This is a genomic window from Pseudoalteromonas sp. APC 3495 (assembly GCF_030407645.1).
GTDB classification, from domain to species: Bacteria; Pseudomonadota; Gammaproteobacteria; order Enterobacterales; family Alteromonadaceae; genus Pseudoalteromonas; species Pseudoalteromonas tetraodonis.
Window position 1 is genome coordinate 82204 of sequence record NZ_JASDDA010000007.1, and the last position, 15576, is coordinate 97779.

Annotated in this window: 11 protein-coding genes; 10 read left to right on the forward strand and 1 reads right to left on the reverse strand. The window is 41.6% G+C overall.

Going from position 1 to position 15576, the window contains the following annotated elements:
* The first annotated feature begins 110 nt into the window (after positions 1 to 110).
* Both QL984_RS04610 and QL984_RS04615 read left to right on the forward strand, forming a co-directional pair.
* Positions 111 to 2159, forward strand: coding sequence for a S9 family peptidase (locus QL984_RS04610; RefSeq protein ID WP_036955082.1), 2049 nt, complete (start codon positions 111 to 113; stop codon positions 2157 to 2159).
* Positions 2160 to 2310: 151 nt separating this feature from the next.
* A complete protein-coding gene (locus tag QL984_RS04615) occupies positions 2311 to 3978 on the forward strand; it encodes a pseudouridine synthase (protein WP_290172046.1) in 1668 nt (555 codons plus the stop codon).
* 359 nt (positions 3979 to 4337) lie between these two features.
* Here QL984_RS04615 and QL984_RS04620 read toward each other — a convergent pair whose 3' ends face one another.
* A complete protein-coding gene (locus tag QL984_RS04620) occupies positions 4338 to 4751 on the reverse strand; it encodes a hypothetical protein (protein ID WP_013463037.1) in 414 nt (137 codons plus the stop codon).
* Positions 4752 to 4974: 223 nt separating this feature from the next.
* On the opposite strand from QL984_RS04620, the gene QL984_RS04625 reads away from it, so the two are divergent.
* Genes QL984_RS04625 through QL984_RS04660 form a run of 8 tightly spaced genes read left to right on the forward strand, consistent with a single transcriptional unit; the run spans position 4975 to position 15401 of the window.
* A complete protein-coding gene (locus tag QL984_RS04625; protein ID WP_138764292.1) occupies positions 4975 to 7329 on the forward strand; it encodes a TonB-dependent receptor in 2355 nt (784 codons plus the stop codon).
* A 14-nt stretch (positions 7330 to 7343) separates the two neighbouring features.
* Positions 7344 to 9497: a bifunctional TVP38/TMEM64 family protein/FAD-dependent oxidoreductase gene (locus QL984_RS04630; protein WP_138764293.1), complete on the forward strand. Its 2154-nt coding sequence runs from the start codon at positions 7344 to 7346 to the stop codon at positions 9495 to 9497.
* A complete protein-coding gene (locus QL984_RS04635) occupies positions 9478 to 10302 on the forward strand; it encodes a DUF547 domain-containing protein (protein ID WP_138764294.1) in 825 nt (274 codons plus the stop codon). The genes QL984_RS04630 and QL984_RS04635 overlap by 20 nt, the downstream gene beginning before the upstream one ends.
* The gene (locus QL984_RS04640; protein ID WP_290172039.1) at positions 10289 to 11566 is read left to right on the forward strand and encodes an ABC transporter substrate-binding protein; all 1278 of its coding nucleotides are present in this window, start codon (positions 10289 to 10291) and stop codon (positions 11564 to 11566) included. The genes QL984_RS04635 and QL984_RS04640 overlap by 14 nt, the downstream gene beginning before the upstream one ends.
* Positions 11563 to 13278 (forward strand): ABC transporter permease subunit, encoded by a 1716-nt coding sequence (locus QL984_RS04645; RefSeq protein WP_138764296.1) that lies wholly within the window; start codon positions 11563 to 11565, stop codon positions 13276 to 13278. Before QL984_RS04640 ends, QL984_RS04645 begins: the two co-directional genes overlap by 4 nt.
* A gap of 24 nt (positions 13279 to 13302) precedes the next feature.
* Entirely contained in the window at positions 13303 to 13941 is a 639-nt protein-coding gene (locus QL984_RS04650; protein ID WP_138764297.1) for an ATP-binding cassette domain-containing protein, read from the forward strand.
* 28 nt (positions 13942 to 13969) lie between these two features.
* Positions 13970 to 14620 (forward strand): CDP-alcohol phosphatidyltransferase family protein, encoded by a 651-nt coding sequence (locus tag QL984_RS04655; protein WP_138764298.1) that lies wholly within the window; start codon positions 13970 to 13972, stop codon positions 14618 to 14620.
* On the forward strand, positions 14613 to 15401 hold the full coding sequence (locus QL984_RS04660) for a sterol desaturase family protein (RefSeq protein WP_138764299.1): 789 nt from the start codon (positions 14613 to 14615) through the stop codon (positions 15399 to 15401). The genes QL984_RS04655 and QL984_RS04660 overlap by 8 nt, the downstream gene beginning before the upstream one ends.
* The last annotated feature ends 175 nt before the right edge of the window (positions 15402 to 15576 follow it).

Sequence of the window (15576 nt, forward strand, 5' to 3'; positions counted from 1 at the left end):
ACAAGAATCACTTCACTTAACGTCCTCTTTTGAGGATTAATCGCATTTTTTAGTATATTGGTTACACATTGTTATAATGAGGTAAATCTTATAAAGCAAAGGAAATAACAATGCTAAAAACTAGCTTAGCGCTGGCAATTGGGCTTTCAAGCTCAGTTGCATTTGCGCAATCGGCCATCACTGTTGAAGACATTCCAAAAATTAAATCTGTGATCCAAACCAGTGTTAGCCCAGATGGCGACAACGTTGCGTTTACACGATCGTTACCGCGTACATTATATGTTGATGAGAACGGCAGTAATTACAGTGAACTTTATGTTGTTGATGATAAAGGCGTTGAACGTCCTTTTATTACCGGCTCGGTTAACATTAAAAGCATAGAATGGTCAAACGACAGTAAAACAATTTACTTTTTAGCGAAATTAAAAGACGATAAATTTACCTCGCTTTACCAAATACCTGTTGATGGCGGCCAAGCACAACCTGTTCTTGCTTTAAAAGACACATCAATTTCAAGCTACAAATTAAGCCCAGACAACAAACAGGTGGCTATTTTAGCGATGCCTGCAGCAGACAAGTCAGAAAAAGAACTTAAAAAACTTGGCTTTAAAGCTGAAGTATATGAAATGGGCTTAAATAACAAGCAGCTTTTTATTGTTGACTTAGCTAAAGCGGATAAACCACTTACCCCCACCGCACTCAACGTTGATAATTACGTGAGTGATGTTAACTGGGCTGCTAATGGTGAAAAGCTACTGGTTAAAACTCAACCTACCGCATTGATTGATGATAAATACACAAAATCTATGTGGCATTTGTTTGATATTGCTAGCAATAAAGTAACCTTATCGTTTAAAACTGAAGGCAAGCTAGGTGATGCAGAACTGTCGCATGATGGTAAATACATTGCTATTTTAGGTGCAGAAGATAAGCACGACCCTGCAACAGGCCGCTTATTTATTGCTGACACTAAAACCGCTGAAATCACTGAATGGTTACCTGACTTTATGGGGCACGTTGTTGATTTTGAATGGTCGCATAAGCGTAATACACTTAACTTTATTGCCAATGTAGGCACGCAAAGTTTTGTAGCGAGCATTAAAACGGGCTCTAATAAATACAAAAAATTAGTCAAAGAAGGTGAATTTATTGCCTCACAATTGAGTGTTTCAGATTCAGATAAAACACTCGCACTTCGTGGTAATACCGCAAAACACCCTAACGAAGTGTTTATTGTGCGCAGCAATAAAGCAACACGTTTAACCGATTCAAATAGCTGGTTAAATGATAAACGCTTTGCCAAGCAAGAAACCATTACCCTTAAAGCACGCGACGGCGTTGAGCTTGATGGTGTGCTTGTTTACCCATTAAATTATGAAAAAGGCACACGCTACCCACTGATTATGTCGGTACACGGTGGCCCTGAAAGCCATGATAAAGACGGCTGGGTAACTAACTACTCGCGACCAGGTCAAATGGGTGCAGCACGTGGCTATGCGGTGTTTTATCCTAACTACCGTGGCTCTACAGGAAAAGGGGTAGATTACTCAAAATTAGGCCAAAACGATTACGCAGGTAAAGAGTTTGACGATTTAGTTGATTTTAAAAATCACCTTGTTGATATGGGTTTAGTAGACACTAAACGTGTTGGTATTACTGGGGGATCTTACGGTGGTTATGCATCGGCGTGGGGCGCAACAAAACTAACCGAACACTTTGCTGCAAGCGTTATGTTTGTGGGTGTCACTAACCAACTGTCTAAATTTGGTACTACTGATATTTCTAACGAAATGAACCTAGTTCATGCGCGTTCATACCCATGGGATAAATGGCAGTGGTACTTAGAGCGCAGCCCTATTTACTGGGCAGGCCAATCTGAAACACCTCTGCTTATTATGCATGGTAAAGACGACCCTCGCGTTCACCCTGCACAATCTATGGAGCTTTACCGCTACATGAAAGTGCAAGGTAAGGATGTACGTCTTGTTTATTACCCAGGTGAAGGTCATGGTAACCGTAAAGTGGCAGCGCAATACGACTACAGCTTGCGTTTAATGCGCTGGATGGACAACTATTTAATGGAAGGCAAAAAAGAGATGCCAGCGTTTGAAATTGACCATGCTGCTAAGTTAAAAGAAGTCAAAGACGCAAATAAATAAGCACTTATAAACGCGTTTAATTTTAAAAGGCCAACATAAAAATGTTGGCCTTTTTTATAGGTCTAAATTGGCGAGCACGCATCCTTAGTGACATAGCACAGCTTATGTTAAACTCTTGGCAATTATTTTGTTAACTGCTAATTTTACTGCCATGTCAAACCCTGCTAGCTGCTTTACCGTTTTTGATGAAAACGTCGATTCCCTTGCTCTGCCTGAGCAGTTTACATTTCCATTTTATTATAAACCGCACCCTTTGGCCGTTGTCGCTGCACAGCAATTACAACAGCAATTAAAAAAGCTAGATAAGGCTATTTTAGATACGGATGATATTGATGCGGGTAAAATGTTTGGTGTGCTAGTCGTTCAAAATCAGGCGCAACAACTGGGGTTTATTAGCGCCTATTCGGGGCAAATAGCGGGCATAGATGAGCAACTGAATTTTGCACCTAATGTGGCACTTAAACACATAGACGATGCTGTATTTAGTCAGCAAAGCCAAATCATTAACGCCATTAATGCGCAAATTACGGCATTAGAAAACAGTGAAGATTATCAAGCCATTGAGCAGCAATTAGCTACAGCACGTAAAAATTATGAACAGCAACTTGTAGCCAAACAACAAGCCATGCAAGTGACCCGCAAACAGCGAAAAGAGCAACGCCAAACTGGCCAAGAGCAACTCAATGCCGATGACTTTGAACAACTTAAAACAACCTTAGCTGGGCAGAGTATTGTTGAGAAAAAACAACTGCAGGCATTAAAGCAAGACTGGCAAACGCAAATTACAGCGCTTGAGCAAACCCAAGCAGCTATGCTGGGTGAAATTAACGGATTAAAAAAGCGCCGCAAAACACTCTCAAAAAACCTACAAAAGAAATTATTTGCTCAATACCAATTTTTAAATGCACACGGTGAAGTGACCGATCTGAATGCTATTTTTGCCAAACTTCCTGAGCACACTCCACCTTCGGGAGCGGGGGATTGCGCCGCCCCTAAATTATTACAATATGCATACAAGCACCATTTAAAACCAGTGGCTATGGCCGAATTTTGGTGGGGTGCACCGCCTAAATCAGCAATTAGGCATCACTTACATTATTACCCATCGTGTTATAGCAAATGCCAACCCATTTTAGGTCATATGCTAAAAGGCTTAAATGTTGAAGAAAATCCATTACTAACAAACCCTGCAAAAGGAAAAGACTTAACTATTGTTTATCAAGACGATGATTTACTGGTAATAAACAAACCCGCGGAGTTTTTATCGGTGCCAGGGATTAATATTGATGATTCAGTGTACATGCGTATAAAAACTCAGTTCCCCGCGGCTTCTGGCCCACTTATTGTGCATCGGTTAGATATGTCGACCTCAGGGCTGTTAATTATTGCGCTTAATAAGCGCGCGCATAAAGCGCTGCAAAAACAGTTTATTGAACGCACAATTGAAAAGCGTTACGTTGCTTTAGTGGCGGGCAATATTACTGAGAATAGCGGAGTGATTAATTTACCTCTTGTGCTCGACTTTGATGATAAACCACGCCAAATGGTGTGTTATAAAACCGGTAAACCGTCGTTAACAACATGGCATGTACTGGAGCGCAAAAACAACACCACCCGACTGCAGTTATACCCTAAAACAGGGCGTACACATCAGTTACGGGTACATTGCGCTCATCAATTAGGTTTAAATACCCCGATAGTTGGCGATACTCATTATGGTGAAGAGGCAGAGCGCTTACATTTACATGCCGAGTATTTAGCCTTCACCCACCCTATTTCTCATCAACGTTTAGAATTTGAAGTAGCCGCTGATTTTTAAATCAGCGATACTAAAACTCCCCTCTGTTTTAAAAAGCCTTGCCATTTTTTTATATTGCAAAGTCGGTAACCTTTACCGTTGCAATATAGAAAAATTTACCTGCATTATGCAAAGCCTCTACTTATAAATAATAAATAGCTATATATTTCAATACATTAAAAGTTGGCATTAGCTTTGCTTTTATAAAAATAAGTATTTATTACAGTCCACTTTATTTGATTAAAAGCGCCAATAAGCGCTTTTGATGACACACAGTAAATGGGTAACTAACCGTTTACTGCGTACAACAGAACTTCCTACACTCCCTGTGTACTTTATTGGTTATAGGCTAACGCTTATAACCATTTTTTTTGCCTTTATTATTTAATCGTAAATTTTACGTCTTGATCGCGTAATAAATAAAGCGCAAAACACGCAGCCCACATAGGCCACGCCGCAAAAAACAGTAAATTATTAAAGCCATCAATGTATTGATTATATGAAGAAAGCGTAGATAAACCATGCATTATAAAAATAGCACCGTAAGTAATACGTTTTTTAATACCGACCAAAAATGCTATTACTAGCAATAATTGCAGTGCACCTAAAATATAAGCAATAGTATCGGTAGAGCCACTGATCCCATAAAAATGTTCAAAAATACGGGCGCTATGCCCCGGATTTACAAATTTATCTAGCGTCCACATTACCATCACTATAAACACCCCACACCGAAGCGATAATAAAGACCACTGCAAACGATTTTGTACATCAGTATTCATTGAACCTGTCATAAAATTTCCTTAAAAAAGATATAAATAAACTAATAAGCAATAAAGACCGTACAAACTCCCTTTTATTTCATAATAATTGTAAATAGCTGTTAAGCTTGTTTAATAAATCGATTAACAAAGCAGCTATTTTTAATAAATAACAATATTGTTAAATTGCTGAAAGTTATTTTTAAGCCTTTCGGTCTTTTATAACCATCAACATACAATTACAGAGAGAAAACGTTTGAAATATTCATCCTTGGCCGTATCTATAGCCGCTTTATTAAATACACCCGCTATTGCTTTTGCTACAACAAAGCCTGTAACAGAAAATGCCATAGAGCGTATTGAAGTAGCGGGCCAAAGTTTAAATTCTCAAGGACTTTCTGTTAAAGATGCAACCATAAATGGCCCCTTTGGCGATAATTTAGCACTGCAAGATATAGCACGTTCAGTCACGCCTATTTCAAAAGAGCTAATAGAACAACTTAACATTACCACCTTGCAAGATGTACTTGCTGTGAGCCCTAATACGTATGCCGCCAGTGGCTTTGGTGCACCAAGCTTACCCACTATTCGTGGCCAATTAGGTGAGCTTTTTCAAGATGGAACTCGTCGCCAAGCAGGTAATAACGGCTTTGGTGTGCCGTTATCATTTAACGCGGTAGAACAAATAGATGTAGTTAAAGGCGCTCCTCCAGTATTGTTTGGTTCAAGCCAGCGCAATGGTGGTTTTGTAAATTTACACTCTAAGCAAGCCTCCACTGAAGAACACAAAGGTAAAGCGAAGCTCTCTGCGGGTCGTTGGGATCAATACACCGCTCAGCTTGATTACACCGCACCGATTGTAAAAGACAAAATTGGTTTTCGTGTGAGTTATGAACACCTTGATCATGGAAGCTACTACGATTACTCAGGGACTAAAAGTGACTGTCTTTTTGCAGCACTGCGAGTATTGCCTGATGATAAAAGCAGCTGGGATATTAACTTTGAGCTATATCAGGTTGAGTTTACCGACAACGCCGGTATTAACCGCCCTACTCAAGCACTCATCGACCATGGTCTTTACATTACCGGCCAAGGCGTTCAAGCAAACGGCAGCACAGTACCCGCAGCGGGTTCAATTGTATCTCCTACAGGGTTAGTTAACATTGATCGCAGCACCGTACTTACCGACCCTGATAACCAAAACGAAGCCACTACTTACCTACTACACAGTATTTATAAGCGCGAGCTTTCAGATAAAGCGTCGCTTAAAAATATTAGTTATTTTCAGCACTTAAAACGTGATGAAGTGGCTCAAAACAGTTTTGTTGAAATTATAGATGGTGCCGATACCGCACAAAACCGCACTGAACTAACGTATCAATGGAATAATGAACAGCAGACTATCTTAGCCTTTGATGTGCGCTACAACAAAGTACTTGGATACAGCCAATTTACCACCGAGGCCGACACGCCAATTGATTTAACGGGTCCACTTTCAAACCGTCGTATTCCATTAACCGATGCGCAAAAAGCACGCTTAGTTGAGCTGCGCCCCGGTGTATTTGTATCTCCAGGTGGTCAATACGATATAAACGGTGATGGCAGTGGTGATTTTAACTTATCAGACACCACCGACTCGCGTTCTTGGCAAACTGGCTTTGCTATACAACAAGACTCACAGTGGACAAATAAACTGCGTACCAGTGTGGGTTACCGCCTTGATTATTATGATGTAGAAGCACACGATCCCATAGCGCCACAAGGACAAACAGCAGCCAGTGATAGCATTAACGACACGCTGCAATCTGGCCAAATCAGTTTTAATTACAAGCTCAATACTGATTTTACAAGTTACGGCGCAGCAAGTTACAACGAAGCGACTTCAAATAGTATGGCCGGTGGTAACACCTTAGGTGGTGACAACACGATTAGTGCGCAAAACTTTGCAACCGAAAACACGCTGGTAGAATTTGGCTTAAAATATGCGCCTACCAACAGCGATTGGTATGCTGATGGCGCCCTATTTAGCCAGCGCCGTAGTTTACGCAACCGCGATGGCAGCAATACCGGTATTCGTACCTCAGGTTTTGAAGGCCAAGTATTTTACGACGCTTACCCATATTGGTTAAGTGCAGGTTATAGCTATATTGACGCACGCTACGATAACTCTGCGAATAGCCAAGACTCGGCGCAAATTGCTGATGCGTTTGATAACTCACGCCCAGATATTATTGCCGGTAATGGTATAGGCGCGCCAAGTTATACAGCGTTTGCCCCTTCAAATAGCCAAGTACAAGGTATTCCTGAGCAATCGTTAAGCGTTAATGGTAGTTATTCAATTAATGAGAAATGGCAGGCAGGTTTTTCAGCTTTATATACAAAGAGTTACCCGCTAGATTTTTTACAAACAGTGAAAATTCGTGACCAATACACGTTAAACGTCAATACCAGCTACGCGTTTACGCCTAGCACTAAGTTGCGATTAGATGTGAACAACGTCACAAATCAAGATAACTGGCGTCCAGTGTTTGAAGGCGGCTATTTTGGCGCAACATTAGCATTCCCTGAATTACCAATAAACGCCAAGCTTACCCTAACGCATAACTTTTAAGCCCAAGAGATAATATGATTAAAAAACTATTGTTATTATTGATTGCAGCAGCCGGTATTGGCATGTTCTTTCATTTTAATTTGCACCAGTTACTTACACTCGAAGGCTTAAAAGGGTCGATGGATCAGTTTAACCAATACAAAGCGCAATCGCCGTTGTTAGTTATTGGCGGGTTCTTTTTACTCTATGTGGTAGTAACGGCTCTCTCTTTACCCGGCGCAGCTATTTTAACATTGGCCGCAGGCGCATTATTTGGCTTAGTAGAAGGCTTACTGGTGGCGTCGTTTGCCTCAACGATTGGTGCTACCCTTGCCTTTTTAGTGTCACGCTATTTATTACGCGACACCATTAAAAAACGGTTTCCTGAGCGTTTAGCTGCTATAGATAAAGGCGTAGATAAAGAAGGCGCTTTTTACCTTTTTACTTTGCGTTTAGTACCGGTATTTCCGTTCTTTTTAATTAACCTATTAATGGGCTTAACCGCTATTAAGTCGTGGACTTTTTATTGGGTGAGCCAAATTGGTATGTTGGCAGGCACCTTTGTTTTTGTGAATGCCGGTACTCAACTTGCACAAATTGAGCGTTTATCGGGCATTTTGTCACTAGATTTAATTCTGTCATTTGCTCTATTAGGTGTATTCCCACTGATTGCGAAAGCGATTTTAAATGTATTTAAAAAACAACGGGTTTATAAAAACTACACTAAGCCCAAAAAATTCGACCGTAACATGATTGTTATTGGCGCGGGTGCAGGCGGCTTAGTTACCAGCTATATTGCCGCCGCAGTAAAAGCCAAAGTCACCTTAATTGAAGCCGGCGAAATGGGTGGTGACTGCTTAAACACTGGCTGTGTGCCTAGTAAAGCGATTATTAAAAGTGCAAAAATAGCACAGCAAATGCGCCATGGCGAAAACTATGGCCTTGAAAACACTACACCGCAGTTTTCCTTTAAAAAAGTAATGGCACGTGTACATCAAGTCATTGCTGATATAGCCCCGCACGACAGCATAGAGCGCTACACAAATTTAGGTGTGGAGGTTTTAAAAGGCTATGGAAAATTGATTGACCCGTGGACAGTGGAAATTAAACTTAACGATGGCAGCACGCAAACTCTTACCGCTCGCACACTTGTTATTGCCACCGGTGCACGCCCGTTTATACCGCCACTGCCAGGTATTGAAGAAACCGGTTACGTTACCAGCGATACTTTATGGAGCAAATTTGCCGAGCTCGACGAAGCGCCCAAAAAACTGGTTGTTTTAGGTGGGGGCCCGATTGGTTGTGAGCTTGCACAAAGCTTTGCTCGTTTAGGCTCAAGTGTGACGCAAGTTGAAATGACTCAGCGCGTTATGATCAAAGAAGATGTTGAAGTGTCAGCTTTTGCACACCAATCATTGGCCGATAGTGGCGTTAATATTTTAACCTCACACCAAGCGCTGCGCTGTGAAGCACGCGAGGGTAAAAAGTACCTCGTGGTGAAGCACAACGACACCGAAATTGATATTGAATATGATGAGCTACTGTGTGCCGTTGGCCGAAGCGCACGCCTCAAAGGCTATGGCCTTGAAGAGCTTGGTATAGAAACTAATCGAACCATAGTAACTAACGACTACTTAGAAACACTCTACCCTAATATTTTTGCCGCAGGCGATATTGTAGGCCCGTACCAGTTTACTCACGTTGCGGCTCATCAGGGGTGGTACGCGGCGGTTAATGGCTTATTTGGCCACTTTAAAAAGTTTAAAGTAGATTACCGTGTTATTCCATGGACCACCTTCATTGATCCAGAAGTCGCGCGCGTAGGCCTAAACGAGCAAGAAGCGATTGATAAAGGCATAGACTATGAAATCACCCGCTTTGAGTTTGAAGAGTTAGACCGCGCCATTACTGAGAGCGCCAATAATGGCTTTATTAAGGTGATCACCCCTAAAGGAAAAGACAAAATACTCGGAGTTACTGTGGTTTCTGAGCATGCAGGCGATTTAATTGCTGAATTTGTTTTAGCCATGAAACACGGCCTTGGCCTTAATAAAATTCTAGGCACAATTCACAGCTACCCAACATGGGCAGAAGGCAACAAATATGCCGCTGGTGAATGGAAACGTAACCATGCTCCACAAACTGTTTTAAACATGCTTGAAAAATACCATGCATGGCGCCGAGGTTAAGCCTTTGTATACGTTATTGAAGTTTTTAGTTTTAAGTGCACTACTGGTCACGGCGTTTAAAAGTAGTGCACAAAACCTGCACGATAGTTGGAACACGCTATTAACTAAACATGTTGTCGCTATTAATCATGGGCACAGCACTGAGGTTGATTACGCTGCAATTAAACACGAGCATACCCAATTAAAAGCATATTTAAATACGTTAACAGCCATCACACCAGGTGAATTTAACACGTGGGGTAAAAACAAACAGTTGGCGTTTTTAATTAATGCCTATAATGCCTTTACCGTTGAACTAATATTAACGCAGTACCCTAATATTGAATCACTCAAAGAGTTAGGTAGCTTTTTTAGTTCACCGTGGAGCAAAGAGTTTATTTCGCTGCTAGGTAAAACACGCAGCCTTGATGATATAGAGCATGAGTTAATTCGTGGTAGTGGTAAATACAACGACCCGCGTATTCACTTTGCAGTAAACTGCGCCAGTATTGGTTGCCCTGCACTTCGTGAAGAAGCCTACTCGGCCGATAAACTAGAAGAGCAATTACACCAGCAAACTGTTCGTTTTTTGTCAGACAACACCCGCAACATGGCAACAGGCAATACTTTAAATGTATCGTCTATTTTTAAATGGTACGGCGGTGATTTTGAACAAGGCTTTAAAGGAGCAAACACATTACACCCGTTTTTAGCACAATACGCTGATGCATTAAAACTGCTACCCGCTCAACAAAAAGCGCTGCAAAATAATGACATGAAAATTAAATTTTTAGATTACAACTGGAATTTAAATGCACGTCGTTAAGCCAATACAAATACTCAGCCGATATTGTTTTTTGAGTATTGCTTTGTGCATTGTTTTAATTGTTAACTTTAAAGCCCTTGCAACCTCTTTTTCTGATACTCGCTGGCAAACTATCCAAAGCCAAGGTAAAAACCAACCCGTTTATTTTTATGCATGGGGCGGCGATCCGCAAATAAATGCCTACATTCAATGGGTGGCTGAGCAGGTCAAAGCGCAATATGATATTGAATTAGTGCATGTAAAATTAAGCGATACCAGCGAAGCAGTAAGCCGGGTATTAGCAGAAAAATCAGCCAATAATCACGCTCAAGGCAGTGTCGATTTAATTTGGATCAATGGCGCTAACTTTGCCGCTATGAGTAAGCATGACTTGCTGCTTAAAGACTGGGCCCAGACGCTGCAAAATTTTGCATTAACCGATCCTAATAATAACCCCGCGGTAAACTTTGATTTTGGTTTGCCTACAAACGGGATGGAAGCGCCTTGGGGGCAAGCGTCGCTCACTTTTTATTACGACAGCCTAGCAATAGATGGCAGCACAACGAATCAATTACCCACCACCCTACACCAGTTATTAACTTGGAGCGCGCAAAATCCTGGGCGTTTTAGTTACCCAAAGCCACCTGATTTTTTAGGCATGAGCTTTTTAAAATATGCCTTAGTGGTACTACATAATAACAGCGATGATGAATTAAAAGCACAGCTAAACCAGCCAGCTACAGATAAAAACACCACTGAGGTGCTCAACCCTTTGTGGGTATTTTTAAATAAATTACACCCTACGCTTTGGCGCAGCAGCAAACATTTTATGCAAAGTGGCGCACAAATGCGCCGTTTAATTGACGATACTGAGCTTAGTATCGGGTTTACCTTTTCAGCGCCAGAAGTGCCCGCTGCAGTACAACGCTTTGATTTACCCACCAGCACCCGCAGTTATGCTATGCATGATGGCAGCTTAAGTAACACCCATTTTGTAGCAATACCGTATAATGCAAGCCATGCACAAGGCGCACAGTTAGTCGCTAATTTTTTATTAAGCCCTCAAGCGCAAGCTCATAAACAAAAGCCCACTATTTGGGGCGATAAAACAGTGTTGATCCAATCAATGCTAAATACCCAGCAACAAGCCTTATTTAAAACCACACAACCGCACCCAAGTGCGCTGCCTTTTAATAGCATAAAACGCACACTCAGTGAGCCTCACCCAAGTTGGGTTAATGCCATAATGCAAGGTTGGCAAACGCGCTATGGGGTTAGCCAATGAATAAAGTACCCGCTTCAAATAGCCTATTTACCTTTTTGGTCAAACTAAGTCCTTACTGTTTGGTTGCATTGCTTACTTTACCCGTTTTAGGGGGGGTAATCGGCGTGCTTTTACCTGCCTTTGGTTGGGCGCCAGCACTCAATGAAACAAATATTGGCTTAGCAGGATTTAACGCATTATGGCAAACGCCTGGATTGACACACATGGTAGAGCTGAGCATACGAACAGGGCTTATTAGTACCTTAATCGCGTTTATGCTGATGATCATTATGCTTGGCGCGTTTTTTAATAGTGTGTGGCTTAAACGCATTGAATATATTTTAAGTCCAATATTGGTTATTCCGCATGCCGCTGCGGCGATTGCGGTGAGTTTTTTAATTGCGCCATCGGGGTTATTTACTCGTTTAGTTTCTCCATGGTTAACTGGCTGGCAATTAGCGCCAGAAGGCGCGTTACCTTACGACGCTTTTGGCTGGAGCATTATTATTGGGCTTGTGCTTAAAGAGTTACCTTTTTTACTACTGATTGCATTGGGTGTTTTGGCGCAACCCGAGCTTGGTAAAAAGCTACGCAAGCAGCATCAAATTGCGGTTAATTTAGGTTATTACCCTATGGTGGCGTTTTTTAAAGTGGTGCTACCCAGTTTATACCCACTGTTACGTTTACCTATTTTTGCAGTACTTGCTTATGCCAGCGCCAGCGTTGAAATGCCACTCATTCTTGGCCCAAATACTCCTCCCACTTTAGCCGTTGCTATAATGCACTGGTTTAACGATGTAGATTTAAACCTGCGAATAAAAGCCTCGGCGGGTGCCCTGTTACAATTAGCGGTCACTGTTGGACTACTCTTAACGTGGCTATTGCTTGAAAAAATCATTGCTCTAGTTTTTAAGCAATCACTTATTAATGGCCGCCGCCAGTATGCACATCAATTGATCTGCACATTTACTCATGTTTTCACGAGTCTAATTTTAATTTTTATTGTTGCTGCGCTAATTGGATTAGTGATATGGTCAATAGCGGGCTATTGGCGTTTTCCGGATACCGTGCCCTCAAGCGTGGTATTTCTGCATTTTCAACATGCATTTACACAAATACATACTCCCTTGTTTAATACCTTAATAATAGGGGTAATAAGTACGCTGTTTGCTATCACTATGGTATTGCTGTGCTTAGAAGCCGAGCAGTTAAACGCGAAACCCATGTCGAAATGGACACAGTTAATTATTTATCTTCCTTTATTAGTGCCCAGTATTGCGTTTTTATTTGGTATTGTGTGGTTACAACAACTGCTCAATAGCCAGCATGCCTTTTTTAATGTGATATTTGTGCACGTTTTATTTGTTTTACCGTATGTTTTTTTATCTATTGCCGATAGTTACAGGCGTTTAGACCCTCGATTAGCGCGCGTTGCCGCAAGCTTGGGGGCAAGTCCCTGCAAGGTGTTTTTACAGGTTAAATTGCCACAACTATTCGCCCCTATTTTAATCGCGATAGCGCTTGGGCTGGCGATTAGTTTTGGCCAGTATTTATCTACACTTTTAGCCAGTGGCGGGCGTATAAGTACCATTACCACCGAAGCCGTAACCCTTGCTAATGGCGCAAGCAGACGCACCAGTGCAGTTTACGCCATTTTACAAATGGCATTACCGCTAATTGGTTTTGGTGTGGCATGGGTGTTACCTAAATATTTTTTTAAAGCGCGCGCTTAACTATAAAACCATTAAGGCTATTTAATGCAGTCATCATTACACATCAAAGATTGTCAGCTTTACCGTCAAGGCGAGCTGTTACTAAGCTTAAACGAGCAAGTAAATGGCGGCGAAATACTCACCATCATGGGGCCATCGGGCAGTGGCAAGTCAAGCTTATTAAATTGGCTTACAGGCTGTTTGCCCAAAGACTTTAAGGCACAAGGCGAAGTATGGCTAAATGAGCAAAATATAGATAACACCCCCCCGCATTTACGCCATATTGGGGTGCTCTACCAAGACGCTTTATTGTTTTCGCATTTAACAGTGGCAGGAAATATTGCCTTTGCTATGCCCAAAGGCAATAAAAAGCAGCGTCTTGAAAAAATAGACCACGCCCTAGAACAAGTTGGCTTAAAAGGATTGGCAGCCCGTCATCCCGACAGCCTATCTGGTGGGCAGCAAGCGCGTGTTGCACTGCTACGCATGTTGCTCAGCGAACCAAAAGCTATTTTACTCGACGAGCCTTTTAGTAAACTCGACACCCAATTGCGTGTTGATACCCGCGAACTGGTGTTTAGTCAAATACGCGAGCATAAATTGCCTGCCATTATGGTTACACACGACCACAGTGACGCCGTGGCAACAGCTGGCAAAGTGATTACTCTAGGCATTGATGCTTAAAACCTGACTCATATTCAAGGCAATACGTATGTTAGATAAATTTGTTACCCCCATTATAAAGCCACTACTAACACCGGTTGTTATGCTCATTAATAAAAGCGGCATTACAGCTAATCAACTCACTGTTTTTGGTTTTTTAGTGGGTATGTTTGCCGTGCCTTTACTTGCCTTTGAAATGTGGTATGGCGCATTAATCGCCATTGCGTTGAATAGAATTTTAGATGGACTGGATGGCGCATTAGCCCGCTATGCTAATCAAAGTTCTAGCGCGGGTGGGTTTTTAGATATTACTCTCGACTTTTTATTTTACGCAGCGATTCCACTGGGCTTTATTTTGGCTAATCCAGCACAAAATGCCATTGCAGGTGCTATTTTACTGGCTACTTTTATAGGTACCGGTTCCAGCTTTTTGGCCTTTGCAATTGCCGCTGAAAAATTTAAACTCGACAAACCACAATTTAAATATAAAAGTTTTTACTACTTAAATGGCTTAACCGAAGGCACAGAAACCATTGCCTTATTTGTTGCCTTTTGTATTTGGCCGCAGCACTTTGCCATAATGGCCAGCTTATTTGCTGCATCTTGCGCCATAACGATTTTCACCCGTATTTATGGCGGTTATCACACATTAAAACAACAAGAAACTAATATCAGTAAAACGGAGGCTACCAATGGATAACGAATTATGGTGGCGGCTTGGATGTTTTGTAAGTATTTTAGTCATAATGATGCTGCTTGAGTGGCAAACCCCTGCACGGCAATCGCCCATAAAAGCCACTAAACGTTGGGTTGCGAATTTTGGTCTTGTATTTACCTCTTCAGTGATTGCTCGGTTAGCGGTTCCTTTAGGGTTAACCGCCGCCGCGCTTTATAACCAAGAACATAGTATCGGTTTGTTTAATCAACTAACTATGCCTCTTTCAGTAGCAATTATACTTAGCCTGCTGTTACTAGATGTACTGATTTATTGGCAACACAGATTGTTTCATAAAATTCCAGTTTTATGGCGTTTACACCGTGTTCACCATGCTGATGCGCACGTAGATACAAGCACTGGGCTGCGCTTTCACCCTATTGAAATAGGTCTTAGCATATTGATAAAGCTTGCCGCCATAACTGCTCTTGGCGTGCCCGCCATTGCAGTACTTATATTTGAAATAACACTCAATGGGTTAGCACTGTTTAACCACGCAAATATTCGCTTGCCAAACGCAATAGAAAAACCACTGCGCCTCATCCTTATTACCCAAGCGCTGCACCGCATACATCACAGCCAAAACCCCGAAGAAACAAACAGTAACTTTGGGTTTAGTGTTACTTGGTGGGATAGACTTTTTGGCAGCTATAAATCACAGGCAAACCAGCCTGATAAACGTATTGCACTTGGTTTGAGCCAATACCCAAACCCCGAACAAAATTCATCCTTGTGGCAATTGTTAATAATGCCATTTAAAAAATAGCAATACGACTAATGAAAACGCCCATGTACACCTTTTAAACCTTTATTTATAACATTACTTGGGCGTTTAACCGTTCCTGTTAACAAAAACACCCTGTTAAAAGTAAATCAATTGTAAATTATTTAAACAAATTCTTGACCCAGTTAAAAATCCCCCATATTATTTGTAAGCGCTT

Coding starts and splice junctions, on each gene's coding strand:
- QL984_RS04610 (WP_036955082.1), top strand. CDS start 111: ATGCTAAAAACTAGCTTAGCGCTGGCAATTGGGCTTTCAAGCTCAGTT.
- QL984_RS04615 (WP_290172046.1), top strand. CDS start 2,311: ATGTCAAACCCTGCTAGCTGCTTTACCGTTTTTGATGAAAACGTCGAT.
- QL984_RS04620 (WP_013463037.1), bottom strand. CDS start 4,751: ATGACAGGTTCAATGAATACTGATGTACAAAATCGTTTGCAGTGGTCT.
- QL984_RS04630 (WP_138764293.1), top strand. CDS start 7,344: ATGATTAAAAAACTATTGTTATTATTGATTGCAGCAGCCGGTATTGGC.
- QL984_RS04635 (WP_138764294.1), top strand. CDS start 9,478: ATGCATGGCGCCGAGGTTAAGCCTTTGTATACGTTATTGAAGTTTTTA.
- QL984_RS04640 (WP_290172039.1), top strand. CDS start 10,289: ATGCACGTCGTTAAGCCAATACAAATACTCAGCCGATATTGTTTTTTG.
- QL984_RS04645 (WP_138764296.1), top strand. CDS start 11,563: ATGAATAAAGTACCCGCTTCAAATAGCCTATTTACCTTTTTGGTCAAA.
- QL984_RS04650 (WP_138764297.1), top strand. CDS start 13,303: ATGCAGTCATCATTACACATCAAAGATTGTCAGCTTTACCGTCAAGGC.
- QL984_RS04655 (WP_138764298.1), top strand. CDS start 13,970: ATGTTAGATAAATTTGTTACCCCCATTATAAAGCCACTACTAACACCG.
- QL984_RS04660 (WP_138764299.1), top strand. CDS start 14,613: ATGGATAACGAATTATGGTGGCGGCTTGGATGTTTTGTAAGTATTTTA.